This is a genomic window from Microcoleus sp. w1-18aA5 (assembly GCF_036701705.1).
GTDB lineage: Bacteria > Cyanobacteriota > Cyanobacteriia > Cyanobacteriales > Microcoleaceae > Microcoleus.
Genome location: NZ_JAUPTE010000076.1, coordinates 14,325 through 31,839, shown reverse-complemented (window position 1 = coordinate 31,839; position 17,515 = coordinate 14,325). Strand labels below are relative to the sequence as shown.

Below are 17,515 nucleotides of genomic sequence, written 5' to 3'. Positions count from 1 at the left end.
GGACATTTTGACCTGAACCCTCAGTGAGATTAATCTGTTATTCTATCAGGCCTTACACTAGAATGAAATAGCCCTGGGATTAAATCGCTGAGAACATTAGGTGTTTTAACCCCCCCCAGCCCCCCCTTACTAAGGGGGGGAGAAAGATGGGATAACAGGGGATTAAATCGCTGAGAGCATTAGGTGTTTTACCCCCTTGCTAAGGGGGAGAGCAAGAGGGTTTTTTCGTTCTTGCTTGGCTTTTTAACCCCCCCCAGCCCCCCCTTGCTAAGGGGGGGAGCAAGATGGGATAACAGGGGATTAAATCGCTGAGAGCATTAGGTGTTTTACCCCCCTTGCTAAGGGGGGAGCAAGATGACAGGAGATTAAAAATTACCTCAAAGGTCAAGAATTAACCTTTAAATCCCGCACAAATTGCATAATTGGTCGGCGGCAAAAATTGTTATCCCAACATTCCAGACGAAGACAAACACGGCTCTAATATTAGATCAAATCTGTCGGGCGATCGGCATTCGCGGAGGTGCTGTTTTCCACATCAAATCTATTTCTTCCGGTGTCAATCCATAAGCTTGATTAACTAAATCGGATAAACGGTGTTCGAGTCTCAACGCCTCAGCTTTGCGAGATTGAATGGCCGGTGCATATTCATTATAAGTTTCGCGGACTGCTTTTAGTCCAGCAACGCCGAGAGGATCGGAGGATTTAGTTTTCGGCATCCGCTTTCTGATTTCTGCTACAAACTCTGCCAAAGAAAGCGCAGAAAAATCTTCGAGTTTTTGTCCTAGTTTATCAATTAAATAAGTGATTTCCAGCCAGTGCAAGACATCTCGGTGAGTTTCTTGATTAGTTTTGGCGATTTCAATTAAACGGCTGACAATTGGTTCTACTTCGGCACGAATTAAGTCAGTTGGTGGTGCGATGGGTAAAGCTTCTACCTGTTCTCTAAACATTCGCAGTGTGTCATTGATTCCTTTTTGCAAAGTGTGGTGACAAATCCACCAAGTTATTGGCGAACACAGCCACCCAAGCATATAAAAATTTCCTGTTGGCCATAGATAGCAAGTATTCACTGGGTATATCTCTTGATCGACGAAGCAAAACCAAGAATAAGTAGCCAAATCTTGAGTGATAATTTTTGGTTCTTGAAAAACGTTATAGTAGGCACACGATCGCAGTTCCCACCAGTAACGCCCTTGGTCGGAACGCTTAGACAGTTTTTCTTGCATCGGCTTCATATACTTATATACCGATGGAAATGTTTGTGAAAATACTTCCTCTGCTTTATCGTTTGCGGTACTCCACGGCCATACACTATCGCTGCTAGACTTCAGCAGAATAATCCAAAGATTTTCCCACTCTGGACTCCAGCGTTTAAGGTTCTGACCTCGCAATAATGGCTTGATGATTTCAGCGGATTTAGGGTCTGCTTGCACTAGACTGTTTTTAGTAGCTTCATCAATTAAAAAAGCTTCATTCAATCCTGTTAAAATACCTCGATAAGGCTTAACCCCTGCAAAATCTTTAAGCGGAACACCCACTCGTTGAATTTTTTGCATCAAATCATCAACAGCAGGAGGTTCCAAACTCCAAGCATTCGCAGTAAAACGATCTCGCGAAATTTGATAGCCGTGTTGTTGAACGTATTGTGTAAGGTTGATATTAGCAAGTTCCTCGCGCGGAACCGGACAAACAATCACAGACGAATTAGGTTCAAATTTACCTTGCTCACTCTCGCTTTCAGTTTCAGAGATACATAGAGAAGCGTTAGGTTTTCTAACTGCGACAATACAGGGAAAAGTATCAGCATCCTCAAAAATTGGCGCGTGTCCGAAATCAATAATTTGCTCTAGTAAACCTTGACTGGCAAAGAACTTGCGTAGAGGTTCGCCGTATCCCGACCGCAGCCATTTATTTGTGACAATATACGAAAGCACTCCCCCCGGTTTGAGAATCTTTAATCCGAGTTCATAAAAGTAAGTATAAAGGTCTGCTACGCCGTTATATGATTCATAATTTGCTTGCAAGTATGGTTTAATTGGAGACAGCAACTCCTGCCGCACGTAAGGTGGATTGCCAATGACAACATCAAAACCGCCATCAGCAAAAATCTGGGAAAATTCAGCTTGCCAATCAAACGCTGTATCTGCTACATTACTGTCAGCGACAATCGAGTTTCCCGCTTTAATATTATCATCCAAATACGTCAGGGTTTTACCAGGTTCGGCCGTCTTCAACCACAGAGAAAGTTTGGTAATTTCCGCCGATTCCGGCAACAAATCTACGCCGTACAGGTTGTTGCTTAAAATGCTTCTGTCAAATTCCAGCGAGTTGCCGTCTTTTGGCTGACATCCCAAAGCATTCAATTCGCGATCGACTCTTTCATACTGCTGCATCAAATAATCAAAAGCCGCAATCAAAAAAGCACCCGAACCGCACGCCGGATCGATGACGCGCGTTTTTTGCAGCACCTCGTCTCGATACGCTTTCCAAAACTTAATTGCAGTTTTCTTTGGTGGCTGAACCGACACTTCAGCAACTTCGCCCATTAGGAATAAATCGCGCAATTCTTGCTCTCGCCGCTGCAAATAGCCACAGAGAGAAACCTCGACAATATACTGAGTAATAAAAGCTGGCGTGTAAAAGACACCTTGAGTTTTTCGCTTGCCTTTTTTCTGATTGTATTCCTGTCCGGTAGTTTCAGCATTTAATTCTTCCAAATTTGTAACAGACTGCTCGAAAATATGCCCCAAAATATCGACGGAAACTTCGGTGTCAAAATCAAATCTGGTCAGCTTATTAAGCAGACTGCATAAAGGATTTGGCACGGTCAATTGTGCGTCTAAAATCGGATCAAATTTAAATAAACCGCCGTTGTATCCCGGTACAGGAGGGTCATCATTTCCCACATCAACCCAGCGAAATACAGATTGATAATTTTCCCAAATTAATCTAGGATTGTATTGGTCTTTGTTGTCGTGAGCGTTGCTGAGGGTTTTTGGCGGCAGCAATCCTTTATCTTCACAAAAAGCAATGAATAAAACGCGGTCTAAAGTTTTTTGAGCTTTTTCAATGAGTACGCGATCGCGGTTGGGGATATCCTGCGGCCCCGTAAAGCGAAAATGCTTGACGAGAGCGAGTCGAATTGCTTTGTATTCTTGATATAATTTATTGGTGATTTCCTCTTGAGCTTCGTCAGAGTCTTTTAACAGTCTGTCAATAAAAGAAACTGTTTGAGCTTGGTTGTGAGGTAAAAAATTGCGACGACACAGCAGAAAGTAAAACCGCTTAAAAGCTGCAATATCCGCCAAGTCAGTCAGAAAAAATTGTTCGTAATAAGCAGGAGTTTTATTGGTATGATAAAGTCGCACTTCTCGATAATTCGAGACAATAATCCAGCGACAATCTGGTGTATAATTAGCGTAGCGCCAACCTTGGTCAACTGCTGATTCCGATCGCCCGGATGCGGGACGGTCTAAATCATTTTTCGCTCCCTTGAGTTCGATCGGAGCAATCACTTTACCTTGCAGGGACACGGTTTCGCCTTTAGGATTGTCAGCAGCAGTAAAAAAGCCGATCGCCCCGTCAGCAGAACCGCCGCCATCAGATATCGTTTGTTCCGCGTTAATTTCCCAAGCTTTCCCCGCACCTTGAATTACCGAGCAATATCCCAAAATATCCTGAAAAATATCATTAATAAAACTGCCGTGCAGCGAAACTTCTTTAACTTCGTCTAACGTACCCGTTTTAAGTGCAGCAATCCACGTTCCCAATTTTTGTTGGCGCACTTCCATATCTTGCGGAAAGCTAAAAGCGCGCAAAGCAGTGTTGAGTGTTTTGCTGTGAAAAAGGGCGCGAGTAGAGCGATTGGTCATCTTTTCAAGCAGGTTAATAAAGTTAATTTTACAGCATCCAAGTGCAACAGCGGCTCAGACCTTCTGCTATCAAATCAGTTGTACTCAAAGGTCGATCCTCTTCGTTGGCGTAGCCCCCGTAGGGGCGGGCTTCGCTAACGCACCCTCACCCCTCAAAAAAGCCTGTGAAGCGCAGCTATCGGGTTCTTAATCGATCGCTCAAGAGTCAAAAACGCACCTCTAAGGCTGAGCTAGCTCTCATTAACTTTGCATATTGTAATTATCAAGAAAAGCTATAACTTTTTCTCAGCGGCTTTCCGCTGCTCCCTTTGGGTTTTACAGCAATAGTTAAATACGTCTGAGCTTATCTGCACTTAACCAAAAGTTTTGTTACAATAGGTGAGCTGTTACAAATCGTAACTTATGCTGGTTCCTATTTTAATAATTGACGTTGCCCTCGTTGCCTGGTCTTTGCACTTAATGCAAGAGGCGATCGCGCAACGGGAATTTTCACTAATGCTAGCCGGCACCCTAGTTGCGGTATCAGCCGCCGCTCTGCTAGTCGTCTACTTCCTCATGGGGTCTTGTTTGAGCCATTTGAGCGAAATATCCCAACACACTTACTAAATGATAGTAGGCGATTGACCATTGTCCAGAAGCGAGGAGAGTTTTGTGAAAAAAAAGCCGAAAGCCTTGCCAGCCGAAGGCTCAAAACTAATTTCCCCAAAAAGCTTGACAAATATTGGTCAGTTAAGGCATGATTGAGAGCGCGAAAAGAAAGGGGAATTAGCTCAGTTGGTAGAGCACTACAATGGCATTGTAGGGGTCAGCGGTTCGAGCCCGCTATTCTCCATAAATTAAAATTAGGGATACATCACTGGTGTGTCCTAATTTTTACCGAAACATTACCACCGCGTGCTTAAATTCGATCGCGACTTGTACCGAAACACCATAGCCGTGTCCTTAAATTCGATCGTGCCACACACCGCGAAAACCAATTTTCCCCTAAAATCAAAACAGTCTACCCGCAACCAAAGCGCTACCTGTGGCAAAGTCAACTGAACCCAACAATCCAGAGAGTCCGAGCCAACTTGCCCGCACGCCTCTGTACGACCTATCATTAGAACTCAAAGCCCGAATGGTGCCCTTTTCCGGGTGGGAGATGGCAGTACAGTACGCAGGCATCAGCAGCGAACACCAAGCAGTACGCCAGCAAGCAGGAATGTTCGACATTTCCCACATGGGAAAATTTGGTTTGAGAGGGAAACAAGTAATAGAAAAATTTCAACCCTTAGTACCCTCAGACTTGAGCCGCTTGCAACCCGGTCAAGCTCAATATACAGTCTTGCTAAATGCCAAAGGCTGCATCTTAGACGACATTATTTTCTACTGGCAAGAACCCGACGCTATCACTAGCGAAGAACGTGCAGTAATTATTGTCAACGCCGCCACTCGCATCGCCGACAAAGCATGGATCACCACGCACTTAGAATTGAGCGAACTGTGTTTTACAGACCTCTCCGAAGATAAAGTTTTAATAGCAATTCAAGGCCCGGAAGCTGTTAACTATCTCCAGCCTTTTGTGGAAGACAGCCTCACACCAATTAAGGCATTTGGTCACTTAGAAACAAATCTGTTGGGACAGCCGAGTTTTATCGCCAGAACTGGTTACACCGGCGAAGATGGGTTTGAAATTATGGTGGATGCCGAAGTTGGAAAAGAACTGTGGCAAAAATTGTTAGCTGCTGGCGTTGTTCCCTGCGGATTGGGTGCGAGAGATACCTTGCGTTTAGAAGCAGCAATGGCTCTTTACGGTCAAGATATCGACGACAATATCACGCCTTTAGAAGCTGGATTGGGTTGGGTAGTTCACCTCGACACCAAAGGCGATTTTATTGGCCGTGAGGTTTTGGAACAGCAAAAAGCGAGTGGAGTATCGAAGCGGTTGGTAGGGCTAGAAATGCAGGGGCGGCACATTGCGCGCCACGGCTATCCGGTAATATTTGAAGGCGAAAAAGTAGGAGAAGTTACTAGCGGTACATTATCGCCTACTTTGAATCGTGCAGTTGCCCTCGCATTTGTTCCGGCAAAATTAGCTAAAATCGGTCAGCAATTAGAAGTCGAAATTCGCGGGAAAAACTATCCGGCTAATGTGGTGAAAAAACCATTTTATAAATCGCAAAATCGCCCCTGTTAAATTAGGTACAGCAGTTCTCAATCTTGGTGAGGTATGCCCTATGCCCTATGCCCTATGCCCGCTTATCAAGCGTGCACCTCATGTTACTGAGAAAGGCTATAAAGTGTAAGTGTATGTGTTCTTGTGGAACGGGCTTCTAGACCGTTGCTCATCTTGGTCGAGAAGATTCATCTACTAGCTTAGCAAAATTTCGCAAAGTTGCAGCATAGCGATCGCCCGCCACATCCATCAAATCATTATGACCGGCCCCATCAACCCAAAAATTTAATTTCGGCTGCTTCGCCGCTGCAAACAACTTCTCTCCATGCCAAAAATGCACCACCTCATCAGCTTTACCATGAATCACCAAAACAGGCGATCGAACTTTGCCAATCTTATCAATATTCACAAACTTGTCAAAGGGTAAAAGCGGAATCCGCGTCAACACCCGAAAAGCCGAAACAAAGGAACTTTCAACCACCAAACCGCCGACTTTCTGCCGGGAAGCCAAATCAATTGCCGGCCCACCCCCCACAGAACGCCCGTAAAGAATAATTTGCTTGGCAGGTATTCCCAAATGTTGGGTTAAATAATTGTAAACTGCATCAATATCACGATAAGTATTATCCTCAGAAGGATTTCCCTGACTCGTGCCGTAACCTTGATAATCATAGGCAAACACAGCAAAACCGTTATCTCGAATCTCTCTGAGTAGCCACAAAATCCCGCCCAAGTCTTCCGCATTCCCGTGACTGTAAAGTATGGTATATTTAGCTTGCGGGTTAGGTAAATGAACAGTAGAAATTTTCACGCCATTAGCTGAGCTAACTTTGATAACTTCCCTGCTATCACTCTGGCTAGATGGGGGAGGTTGAAAAATTAGCCGTTCTGAAAAAAAGAAACCGTAAAAACATAGAAATGCGTAAATAAAAATTATAGAGCGCATCAGTCGTTTGATAGAAAATTCTCCAAAAAGCAAGCGTTTAATATTTTTTTTGTTCCACTTAGTCATCAATAAATGCCCATAGTTCACTAAGATTTACTTGATACTTTGTTTATTGTGAGAAAAGATATGGCACTAAAATACCCCGATGACTTGAAATACCTAGACACCCACGAATACATCCGACTCGAAGGCGAAATTGCCACCATCGGCATTAGTGCTTTTGCAGTTGACCAACTCGGCGATATCGTGTTTCTAGATTTGCCCGAAGTCGGTGCAGGGTTGGAAAAAGGCGAAGCTTTCGGTACAGTCGAGTCAGTGAAAGCGGTTGAAGACTTGAAAGCACCAGTTACCGGTACAGTTGTAGAACGCAATGATGAAATTATAGAGTCTCCCGAAAATTTGGCGGAAGACCCCTATGGCGCTGGGTGGCTGCTGAAAGTGCGCGTTGACAATCCCAGCGAAGCAGACGACGCTTTCTCGGCCCCAGAGTATCGAAAAATGGTCGAAGGGGAATAGGGCATAGGGCATGGGGCATAGGGCATAGGGCTTGTTGATAATTCCACAATCCGCCAGGGGTTGAAACCCACGGGGCTTTTAGCACAAGTCGTCTAAAGACGACTGATACCAAATCCGGCTTAAATACCCCCTTTATCTCGCTTGTCCGATAAGGCAGACTTCGTTTGACTCTCGACAGCGGTTTCAATCATCGACCTTAATCTACAGTCGGCGACCGACGACTTTAGCTATGAGACAGGGGTTGAAACCGCTGTCGGACTTTGATACACGCAAAAAATCTTGCTTAGTCGGCGACCGACGACTTTAGCTATGAGAGAGGGGTTTCAACCCCTGTCGGACTCTCGGACTTTGATACACGCAGAAAATCTTCCTTGTTTTCTTAGCAAAATGTTACAAACAAAGAAGCAAAAGTCAATTCAGGAGAATCCGCCTTGGTACTCTACAGCCCTCAACTTGAACCCAGTCAGCAGCAAAACCTTTCCCCCATAAATGGTTTTGCGGGCCGGCACATTGGCCCGACACCCAGCGAAATCCAGCAAATGCTCAATGTTTTGGGCCTTTCCAGCCTCGATGAGTTGATTGACAAAACGGTTCCAGCGGCGATTCGTATTTCTCAACCCTTACAACTTCCCGCAGCGCAAAGCGAGTACAGCGCTTTGGCAGAATTGAAAGAAATTGCTGCAAAAAATCAGGTATTTCGATCGTACATCGGCACAGGATATCACGATTGCATAACTCCCCCCGTCATCCAGCGGAATATCCTAGAAAATCCCGGCTGGTATACAGCTTACACACCCTACCAAGCCGAAATTGCTCAAGGGCGATTGGAAGCTTTACTGAACTTCCAAACCATGATAATTGACCTCACGGGTTTGGAAATTGCCAACGCTTCTTTGCTGGATGAAGGGACTGCGGCGGCGGAAGCGATGGCGGTAAGTTACGGCGCGAGTAAAAATAAGGCAAAAGCGTTTTTTGTTTCCCAAGATTGCCACCCTCAAACTGTGGAAGTGGTGCAAACTCGCGCTAAGCCGCTGGGAATTGAGGTAATTGTCGGCGACCATCAAAGCTTTGAGTTCGATCGTACAATCTTCGGCGCTCTCCTGCAATACCCCGCCACAGACGGCGCAATTTACGACTATACCGATTTTATTCGATCGGCACACGAAGCCGGCGCATTAGTCACAGTAGCCGCCGACATTTTGAGCCTTTGCTTGCTCACACCCCCCGGCGAATTCGGCGCGGATATAGCCGTAGGAAGCACTCAGCGCTTCGGAGTGCCGATGGGATTCGGAGGGCCCCACGCAGCCTATTTCGCCACGCGAGAAGAGTTTAAACGGCAAGTTCCGGGGAGAATAGTTGGCGTTTCTAAAGATGCCAACGGCAAATCTGCTTTACGTTTGGCCTTGCAAACTCGCGAACAGCACATCCGCCGCGAAAAAGCTACTAGCAATATTTGTACTGCTCAAGTTTTGCTGGCAGTGATGGCGAGTATGTATGCTGTTTATCACGGCCCGTCTGGACTGAAAGACATTGCTGAGAAAGTATGGACTTTAACAGCACTTTTGGCATCCGGTTTAAAAAGTTTCGGATACAAAATTGGCGAGCAACCTTTCTTCGATACTTTGCGGGTAGAATTGGGAGACAAACCGCTGTCAGAAATTCTAGAAGCTGCTAAAATTCGCAAAATTAATCTCCGAGTTTTCGATGATTCGACGGTGGGAATCACTTTAGATGAAACTGTCACCGTTGAAGATGTGCAAGAGTTGTGGGAAATTTTTGCACAGAATAAAGATTATATCAGGGGTGACGGGCAGAATGCTCTCAACATTCCGCTGGATGCAGACGCATTGAATTCCTATTTGACCTTACCAGATTTTTGCGATCGCACCAGCAGCTATCTCGCCCATCCAGTTTTCAACAGCTACCATTCAGAAACTGAACTTTTGCGCTATTTGCACCGTTTAGAAGCCAAGGACTTATCGCTAAATACATCGATGATTCCATTGGGTTCTTGCACAATGAAATTGAATGCAACAGCAGAGATGATGCCGGTGACTTGGGCGGAATTTGGCAAGATACATCCCTTTGCACCCCCCGATCAAACTCGCGGGTATCAAATGATGTTCGTGCAACTAGAACAGTGGCTAGCAGAAATTACCGGTTTCGCGGGAATTTCTTTGCAGCCAAACGCAGGTTCCCAAGGCGAATACGCGGGTTTGTTAGTTATTCGTCAATACCACGAACACCGAGGCGAATCTCACCGAAATCTCTGTTTGATTCCCCAGTCAGCCCACGGTACAAATCCGGCTAGCGCGGTGATGGCGGGGATGAAAGTAGTTCCAGTAGAGTGCGATTCTCAAGGCAATATTGATGTTGCTGACTTACATAAAAAAGCAGAAAAACACAAAAATGAACTGGCGGCTTTGATGGTGACATATCCATCAACCCACGGCGTTTTTGAGGAAGAAATTAAAGAGATTTGCGAGATTGTCCACAACTGCGGCGGACAAGTTTATATGGACGGCGCAAATATGAATGCTCAAGTTGGTTTGTGCCGCCCCGGTGATTTTGGTGCTGATGTTTGTCACTTGAATTTGCACAAAACTTTCTGTATTCCCCACGGCGGCGGCGGGCCGGGAATGGGGCCGATTGGGGTAATGTCTCATTTAGTAGAATTTTTGCCCAGTCATTCTATTCTTAACAGTCAACAGTCAACCGTTAACAGTCAACAAATATCAGTTGGTGCTGTTTCCGCCGCGCCTTGGGGAAGTGCTAGCATTTTGCCTATTTCTTGGATGTACATTCGGATGATGGGAGGAGTGGGTTTAACTGAGGCGACAAAAGTAGCAATTCTTAATGCTAATTACATGGCAAAACGGTTACAATCTTATTATCCCGTTTTGTACAAAGGGAAAGCGGGTTTGGTGGCGCACGAGTGTATTCTCGATTTGCGATCGCTCAAAAAATCTGCGGCTATTGAAGTAGAAGATATCGCTAAACGGTTGATGGATTACGGCTATCACGCGCCGACGGTTTCTTGGCCGGTTGCTGGTACGGTAATGGTGGAACCTACCGAAAGCGAATCGAAGCAGGAATTAGACCGTTTTTGCGATGCAATGATTGCAATTCGAGCGGAAATTGCGGAAATTGAAAATGGTAATGTTGACGCGCAAAATAACGTCTTGAAAAATGCGCCGCACACGGCAGAATCTCTGATGGTTGATGAGTGGAATCGTCCTTATACTCGCGCGCAAGCGGCTTATCCGGCACCTTGGACTCGCGAACATAAGTTTTGGCCGGCGGTGGGGCGGATAGATAATGCGTTTGGCGATCGCAATTTTGTCTGTTCTTGTTTGCCAATGGAGGCTTACAGTCAAGGTTAAATAAGTCTCTCCGGGTACACAATGGGAATCTTACACACACACTATTGTGAGGAGTAGGGGTTGGGCTTCTAGCCCGCCCCAAAAGTTATATCAATTCCGGTTACACTCATACATGATGGGGAGTGGGGAGTGGGGAAATGTAGAATTATTGACCTTGACTTTATCATTCCCATCCAACCGGAAACGATATTAAATTTAAATGTAGAACGGCTGATTAATCTAGATAAATGGCCCGCAAATAATGTAATAAAATAATCCACCTTTACCAGGGAAAATAAAAAATGAATAGACGCTTTTTGTGGCTTACTCACGAAAATAAACCGCGTTGGATTACCCTATTATTGTTAGGTTTTTTGGCTGCTTTGGGGGTAGTGGCAACAAAAGCCTACATCAAAATGGCGATCGCGCAAACTATCGGCCTGGCTTTATCTGTTAATCTTACAGCCGATCGCCATTCAATCAGCCCCGACATCTACGGTGTAAATAAAATTAGCACTTGGAACTGCGGCTTGAGAGTATATAAATATGGTTTTAGGGCAACTTACCCGGCTAATTCTATGACTTTGGTGGCTATTCCCAAGGCTAGTTCTTAGGGGGAGTTAACTTAACCCACGGAATTCACCTCCCAGAACCGAAATAATTAAACCGCAGAGGAGGCAGAGGACACTGAGGAAGAGAAGAGAGAGATAAATAATTCTGACATTTTTAATCTGAAATTAGACCTGAAGCGTTCATGCGATCGTCCTTAGCATCCGAGTGTGTTAGGGGACAAATACAACTCTCCTGGCCCAGCCACTGCGATCCTACTTGATGCAGGGCTGCCATCACCGGTTGAATTTGGCGACCCTTGGGCGTGAGGGAATATTCTACACGGGGCGGAATCTCGGCATAAACACGCCGATCGACTAGCCCTTGAGATTCCAACTCTCGGAGGCGTTGGGTGAGGGTTTTGGTGCTGATGCCAGGAAGTGCCGCGAGTAATTCGTGGGTACGCCTCGCGCCTCCAAACAGTTCGCGTAGAACCAAAATTGACCATTTATTGTCCAACAAATCCAGCACAAACTGAATCGGGCATTTAACCTCTACGCACTGACTTGCTTCCACCATAAACTCCCTTCACAGTTGCCTTCACGATAATTTCCATATTTCTTTAGAAATGGCTCAAACGTCCGATTGGCTTCAATGCTTTACCTCAAGTAACTATAGGATACCACTGGTAACTGACTTGTGGGCGATCGTGGATTAAGGCAATGTGGTTCACAGTCATCAATTCCGAAAAATCCACTCTCCACTCCTATGGTTAGTTCAATTAGTAAATCGGAGTCTGCTGGTCTGCCATCTGGCATTAAAGCACCTGTTCAAGAAACCCTGTTAACACCCCGCTTTTACACCACCAATTTTGATGCCGTTGCCGAAATGGATCTGTCAGGGCAACAAGCGGAATTAGAATCAGTTGTAGCAGAATTGCGCGCGGACTATAACCGCCACCATTTTGTCCGCAATCAAGAGTTTGAGCAATGCTGGGACAAGATTGATGGCGAAACACGAAAAGCATTTATTGACTTTCTAGAGCGATCCTGTACCTCAGAATTTTCGGGTTTTCTGTTGTTCAAAGAACTCTCCCGCAAACTTAAGAATCGCCAACCGTTGTTATCGGAAGCCTTTAGCTTACTGGCACGGGATGAAGCGCGTCATGCTGGTTTCTTAAATAAGGCGATGGCAGATTTTGGGTTGTCTCTCGATCTGGGCTATTTAACAAAAAATCGTACCTACACATTCTTCCCTCCAGAATGGGTAATTTATACTGTTTATCTGTCGGAAAAAATTGGCTACTGGCGCTATATTTTGGTGTATCGCCATCTCGAACAACATCCCGAACATCAAATTTATCCCCTGTTTCGCTACTTCGAGAATTGGTGCCAGGACGAAAATCGGCATGGGGATTTCTTTAAGGCTTTGTTGCGATCGCAGCCTAAGCTTTGGAATAACTGGAAGGCAAGACTCTGGGCGCGCTTTTTCCTACTGACGGTGTTTGCCACACACACAATGACGGTGTTGGAACGCTCCACATTTTATGACTCGATCGGGATCGACCCCGATGAATATAACAAGCAGGTGATTCATCACACCAATGAAACGGCAAAACGGGCGTTTCCCAGTATTTTAGATACCCACCATCCAGAATTCTTTCCCCGTTTGGATCGATGTGCGATCGCCAACCAGAAGCTAGCCGAAATCTCAACTAACCAGCGCCCTGCCGCCATCCAATTTTGCCAAAAATTACCCTGGATTGCTGTGATTGTCTGGCAGTTGTTGCGCCTTTATTTACTGCCCTCGATTAATGCTGAATCGTCCCGAACCGCTATTAATTAGGAGATATTGCCATGACTAATCTATCCACACGCCTCCGAGAAGGCACCATGCAATCCCACACCACAGCCGAAAATACGGCATTTATGAAATGCTTTATCAAAGGCATTGTGGAACGGGAACCTTTGCGTAAACTATTTGCCGATTTGTACTTTGTTTACAGCGCCTTAGAAACGGCTTTGCAGAGCCATGTCAACCACCCGATTATCGGAACCCTCTATTTCTCTGAGTTAAATCGCACTGAGAATCTGGCTTGCGATCTAGCTTTTTATTACGGTGAAAATTGGCGGGAGGAAATTACGGCTTCGCCAGCGGGTTCTGTGTATCGCGATCGCATTCAAACCCTCTCAAAAACCGATCCAGTCCTGCTGATTGCCCATGCCTACACCCGCTACATGGGTGATTTATCCGGCGGACAAAGCTTGAAAAACGTGATTCGATCGGCGTTGTCTCTGCCGCCGGATCAGGGAACAAATTTCTATGAATTTTCCCAAATCTCAACACCAGAAGCAAGGCGAGTATTTAAGGAACGCTATCGCCAAACCTTTGATGAGTTTCCGGTGGATGCTGACACGATCGAGCGAATTGTCGCCGAAGCAAATACGGCATTTACCCTTAACCAGGATGTAATGCACGAACTCGAAGCCGATGTAAAAGCGGCGATTGGAGACCATACCTTTGATTTGCTGACTCGGCAAGATCGCCCCGGTAGCACAGAAGGCCGCAGCCCTCATGCCAAGCGAGAATCTGTCGCGAAATAACTCGCCCCACGAAAACAAGATCGATCGTATCTCTAAAATATGCCGGGGTTCTGAATTTACACAACAACAGAAGGATAAATCGGTTAATGAAACAGTTATCACAAACGGTTGAATTTGATGCTGCATTGTTGAATAAATACAACCAGCCTTTACCTCGCTATACCAGCTATCCACCCGCCACAGAATTAAGCACTGATTTCGATCGCAACGCATTTAAAACCGCGATCGCCGTCGGCAATCACAAACGAACCCCCTTATCGCTTTACTGCCACATTCCCTTTTGTGAAACGCCATGTTATTTCTGTGGCTGCAATACCATCATTACCCAGCGCAAGGAGGTGGTAGAACCCTATTTAGGCTATCTCACTCGCCAAATTCGCCAAGTTGCCAGTTTGGTGGATGCCGATCGGTTGGTGCATCAGTTGCACTGGGGCGGCGGCACGCCCAACTATCTCGATCGCAGTCAGGTAGAGTTTCTCTGGAACCAGTTAAATCGATATTTTCGGTTCGATGACGCGGCAGAAATATCGATCGAAGTCAATCCCAGCTATATCGATCGCGAATATATTCTCTTTTTGCGACAATTAGGATTCAATCGGATTAGCTTTGGCATTCAAGACTTTAATCCCACCGTGCAGGAAGCAATCAATCGGGTGCAGCCGGAAGCGATGTTGTTTGATGTGATGGATTGGATGCGGGAAGCAGGGTTTGAAAGTGTAAATGTAGATTTGATTTACGGCTTACCTTTCCAGACACAAGCAACGTTCCAGGAAACGGTACAGAAGACCTTGCAATTAAATCCCGATCGCATTGCCGTCTTTAATTTTGCCTATGTTCCCTGGATCAAACCGATTCAGAAACGGATGCCGGAATCTGCATTGCCGACTGCGGGTGAAAAGCTGAAAATTCTGCAAAGTACGATCGCTCAACTGACGCAAAATGGCTATGTATTTATTGGCATGGATCACTTTGCTAAGCCCAATGATGAACTGGCGATCGCTCAACAAGCGGGGCAACTACATCGTAATTTTCAGGGTTATACCACTAAGCCCGAATCTGATCTGTTGGGCTTTGGCATGACTTCCATCAGTATGTTGCAGGATGTGTATACCCAAAACCACAAGGGACTAAAAGACTTTTATGGGGCGATCGATGCGGGTGAATTACCGATCGAAAAAGGCGTTCGACTCAATCAGGACGATCTGATTCGGCGCACAGTAATCATGGAATTAATGTGTCAATTCCAACTGTCGGTGCAAGATTTGGAACAAAAATACCATCTCGGCTTCGATCTCGACTTCAATGACTATTTTGCTCATGTTTTGCCACAACTTGATGCCTTAGAAACCGATGGATTAATTAAACGTTGGGGCGATGGCATTGAAGTAACGGCGATCGGGCGCTTGCTAATTCGCAATATTGCATCCGTGTTTGATAGCTATCTCATCCCCCACTCAAGCAAACGGTTTTCCAAGTCCCTATGAATCATCGTCAATCGATTTTAGATTTTAGATTTTAGATTTTCGATTGACTTGCGCGAGATAAATGCTCTTTCTTGAGGATTTGAGATTTGAGATTTGGGATTGATTCCACGGATAAATCACGTGGCGGGTACCACCTTGGAAATTCGCTTGTCAGACTTGTCAACTCAGATTTGTTAAAGTAGTCAGGGATGGATAAATACTTTCATAACCGAGTTGTTGCTTAAATTCTAACCAATTCAAAAAGGAAAAATCAATGTTCTGTGAACAATGCGAACAAACAGCAAGCGGACAAGGATGCCATCAGTTTGGTGCTTGTGGGAAAAGTCCCCAGGTGAATGCTATCCAAGATCTGCTGATTTATTATCTGCGCGGGTTGGCTCCGATTGCCCTGAAAGCAAAGGAGTTAGGCATTGATACTCATGCAGTGGATGTCTTCACCTGCGAAACGATCTTTGCCACGATGACGAATGTCAACTTTTCCGAAAAGCGGTTTGTTGAGTATCTCCAGGAAGCGATCGCCCATCGCGCCAACCTCAAGGCTCAAGTACAGCAAGCAACAGACAATCCACCTACTTGGTCGGAAATTTCCAACTGGGAACCCAACTTTGACGACAGCCTGGTTGAGCAGGGTGAGCAGATTTCCCTCCAGTTCCTCAGTCAGTCTGCCTCGAATGTGGATATTTTCTCACTCAAACTCACAGTGCTATATGGGGTTAAGGGTCTTGCCTCCTACACCTTCCACGCCTACGAAGTGGGACAGGAAGACGAGCGGGTGTATCGTTTCATTTATGAGGCACTTGTCGCCCTCGATAACCAGACCTTGAGCTTGCAGGAGTGGGTGAATCTTGCTCTTGAGGTGGGAGCCATCAATCTGCGCTCTATGGAACTATTGGATGCCGGACATACCGGTACCTATGGGCACCCAATTCCCACGCCTGTTCCCCTCAATCCACGGCCAGGGAAGGCGATTCTGGTTTCAGGACATGATATCAAACAACTCGAAGGCTTACTCAAGCAAACAGCAGACACGGGAATTACTGTTTACACCCACGGCGAACTTCTACCAGCCCACGGCTATCCCAAACTAAAACAGCAGTATCCCCATCTCTACGGTCACTACGGCACTGCTTGGCAGAACCAAACCAAGGATTTTGGCAAGTTCCCCGGTGCGATCGTGATTACGACCAACTGCTTAATGCCAACCCATTCCTATTATGAAAATAAACTCTTTAGCGTTGGCCCCGTCGGCTATCCGGGTCTGATTAACTTGAGTGCGATCGACAATGGCACACCCGATTTTACTCCCGTTATTGAGAAAGCACTGGCACTTCCCGGCTTCACTGAAGATGCACCCGCCAGGGAAGTCACAGTTGGTTTTGCCCACAATACAGTCCTAGGGGTGGCAGAGAAAATCATTGAGGCTGTGAAACAGCGTAAAATCCGCCATTTCTTCCTGGTGGGGGGCTGTGATGGAGCCAAACCCGATCGCAACTACTACACCGAGTTCGTAGAAAAAGTGCCTGATGATTGTGTGGTGCTAACCCTAGCTTGCGGTAAGTTTCGCTTCTTCGATCGACAAATGGGTGACATTGACGGACTACCCCGCCTGATGGATGTTGGTCAGTGCAACGATGCCTACTCCGCGATTCAGATTGCTGTAGCCCTAGCCAATGCCTTTGAGGTAGGTGTCAACGATATACCCCTTTCCATGATTCTGTCGTGGTATGAACAAAAGGCAGTAGCCGTCTTGCTAACTCTCTTGCATTTGGGGATTAAAAACATTCGTCTAGGGCCGACATTACCGGCGTTTATTTCTCCCAATGTATTCAAGCTTCTGTCGGAGAAATATAACTTACAGGCCATTACCACCCCTGATGCCGATCTAGCAGCTTGCTTGAGCTGAGTGGGACTTACTTACGCACGCGGGGTCAAAAACCCGGTTTCTGCGTCAATATCTCTGGGAGATATCAATGATTTTTTCTCGTAAACCGCGTTTTTTGAGTAAGTCCTAATTCAATTAGTGTTCAA

Annotated in this window: 12 protein-coding genes and 1 tRNA gene; 10 read left to right on the top strand and 3 right to left on the bottom strand. The window is 45.8% G+C overall.

The window, feature by feature from the left end:
- Positions 1-488: 488 nt before the first annotated feature.
- A complete protein-coding gene (locus Q5691_RS22285) occupies positions 489-3,872 on the bottom strand; it encodes an Eco57I restriction-modification methylase domain-containing protein (RefSeq protein ID WP_333347134.1) in 3,384 nt (1,127 codons plus the stop codon).
- A 402-nt stretch (positions 3,873-4,274) separates the two neighbouring features.
- On the opposite strand from Q5691_RS22285, the gene Q5691_RS22280 reads away from it, so the two are divergent.
- The 3 genes from Q5691_RS22280 (at position 4,275) to gcvT (ending at position 6,048) form a co-directional block, all read left to right on the top strand.
- Positions 4,275-4,478 (top strand): hypothetical protein, encoded by a 204-nt coding sequence (locus Q5691_RS22280; protein ID WP_333058474.1) that lies wholly within the window; start codon positions 4,275-4,277, stop codon positions 4,476-4,478.
- Positions 4,479-4,631: 153 nt separating this feature from the next.
- A tRNA-Ala gene (locus Q5691_RS22275) sits at positions 4,632-4,704 on the top strand.
- Between the two features lie 192 nt (positions 4,705-4,896).
- Positions 4,897-6,048: a glycine cleavage system aminomethyltransferase GcvT gene (gene gcvT, locus Q5691_RS22270; RefSeq protein WP_333347131.1), complete on the top strand. Its 1,152-nt coding sequence runs from the start codon at positions 4,897-4,899 to the stop codon at positions 6,046-6,048.
- A 148-nt stretch (positions 6,049-6,196) separates the two neighbouring features.
- Here the strand turns inward: gcvT and Q5691_RS22265 are convergent, their stop codons facing one another.
- The gene (locus tag Q5691_RS22265) at positions 6,197-7,039 is read right to left on the bottom strand and encodes an alpha/beta fold hydrolase (protein WP_333347127.1); all 843 of its coding nucleotides are present in this window, start codon (positions 7,037-7,039) and stop codon (positions 6,197-6,199) included.
- A gap of 60 nt (positions 7,040-7,099) precedes the next feature.
- Between Q5691_RS22265 and gcvH the strand changes: the two genes are divergently transcribed.
- The 3 genes from gcvH to Q5691_RS22250 all read left to right on the top strand — a co-directional run bounded on the left by gcvH (position 7,100) and on the right by Q5691_RS22250 (position 11,465).
- Entirely contained in the window at positions 7,100-7,489 is a 390-nt protein-coding gene (gene gcvH, locus Q5691_RS22260) for a glycine cleavage system protein GcvH (protein ID WP_333307394.1), read from the top strand.
- A 431-nt stretch (positions 7,490-7,920) separates the two neighbouring features.
- Positions 7,921-10,872, top strand: a complete 2,952-nt coding sequence (gene gcvP, locus Q5691_RS22255; RefSeq protein ID WP_333347124.1) for an aminomethyl-transferring glycine dehydrogenase — start codon at positions 7,921-7,923, stop codon at positions 10,870-10,872.
- A gap of 281 nt (positions 10,873-11,153) precedes the next feature.
- On the top strand, positions 11,154-11,465 hold the full coding sequence (locus tag Q5691_RS22250) for a hypothetical protein (protein ID WP_333347121.1): 312 nt from the start codon (positions 11,154-11,156) through the stop codon (positions 11,463-11,465).
- Positions 11,466-11,577: 112 nt separating this feature from the next.
- Here Q5691_RS22250 and Q5691_RS22245 read toward each other — a convergent pair whose 3' ends face one another.
- Positions 11,578-11,979 (bottom strand): helix-turn-helix domain-containing protein, encoded by a 402-nt coding sequence (locus Q5691_RS22245; RefSeq protein ID WP_333212037.1) that lies wholly within the window; start codon positions 11,977-11,979, stop codon positions 11,578-11,580.
- Between the two features lie 189 nt (positions 11,980-12,168).
- Here Q5691_RS22245 and acsF point away from each other — a divergent pair, with 189 nt between their 5' ends.
- The 4 genes from acsF (at position 12,169) to hcp (ending at position 17,390) form a co-directional block, all read left to right on the top strand.
- The gene (acsF, locus tag Q5691_RS22240) at positions 12,169-13,245 is read left to right on the top strand and encodes a magnesium-protoporphyrin IX monomethyl ester (oxidative) cyclase (RefSeq protein WP_333347117.1); all 1,077 of its coding nucleotides are present in this window, start codon (positions 12,169-12,171) and stop codon (positions 13,243-13,245) included.
- 11 nt (positions 13,246-13,256) lie between these two features.
- Positions 13,257-14,003, top strand: coding sequence for a heme oxygenase (biliverdin-producing) (locus tag Q5691_RS22235; RefSeq protein ID WP_333347113.1), 747 nt, complete (start codon positions 13,257-13,259; stop codon positions 14,001-14,003).
- Positions 14,004-14,089: 86 nt separating this feature from the next.
- Positions 14,090-15,487 (top strand): oxygen-independent coproporphyrinogen III oxidase, encoded by a 1,398-nt coding sequence (gene hemN / locus Q5691_RS22230; RefSeq protein WP_333347110.1) that lies wholly within the window; start codon positions 14,090-14,092, stop codon positions 15,485-15,487.
- A 253-nt stretch (positions 15,488-15,740) separates the two neighbouring features.
- Positions 15,741-17,390 (top strand): hydroxylamine reductase, encoded by a 1,650-nt coding sequence (hcp, locus tag Q5691_RS22225; protein WP_333347107.1) that lies wholly within the window; start codon positions 15,741-15,743, stop codon positions 17,388-17,390.
- The last annotated feature ends 125 nt before the right edge of the window (positions 17,391-17,515 follow it).

What these genes read in the sequence shown, in the direction of transcription:
- Q5691_RS22285 (WP_333347134.1), bottom strand. Translation starts at nt 3,872, where the DNA reads ATGACCAATCGCTCTACTCGCGCCCTTTTTCACAGCAAAACACTCAAC.
- Q5691_RS22280 (WP_333058474.1), top strand. Translation starts at nt 4,275, where the DNA reads ATGCTGGTTCCTATTTTAATAATTGACGTTGCCCTCGTTGCCTGGTCT.
- Q5691_RS22265 (WP_333347127.1), bottom strand. Translation starts at nt 7,039, where the DNA reads ATGACTAAGTGGAACAAAAAAAATATTAAACGCTTGCTTTTTGGAGAA.
- gcvH (WP_333307394.1), top strand. Translation starts at nt 7,100, where the DNA reads ATGGCACTAAAATACCCCGATGACTTGAAATACCTAGACACCCACGAA.
- Q5691_RS22250 (WP_333347121.1), top strand. Translation starts at nt 11,154, where the DNA reads ATGAATAGACGCTTTTTGTGGCTTACTCACGAAAATAAACCGCGTTGG.
- Q5691_RS22245 (WP_333212037.1), bottom strand. Translation starts at nt 11,979, where the DNA reads ATGGTGGAAGCAAGTCAGTGCGTAGAGGTTAAATGCCCGATTCAGTTT.
- acsF (WP_333347117.1), top strand. Translation starts at nt 12,169, where the DNA reads ATGGTTAGTTCAATTAGTAAATCGGAGTCTGCTGGTCTGCCATCTGGC.
- Q5691_RS22235 (WP_333347113.1), top strand. Translation starts at nt 13,257, where the DNA reads ATGACTAATCTATCCACACGCCTCCGAGAAGGCACCATGCAATCCCAC.
- hemN (WP_333347110.1), top strand. Translation starts at nt 14,090, where the DNA reads ATGAAACAGTTATCACAAACGGTTGAATTTGATGCTGCATTGTTGAAT.
- hcp (WP_333347107.1), top strand. Translation starts at nt 15,741, where the DNA reads ATGTTCTGTGAACAATGCGAACAAACAGCAAGCGGACAAGGATGCCAT.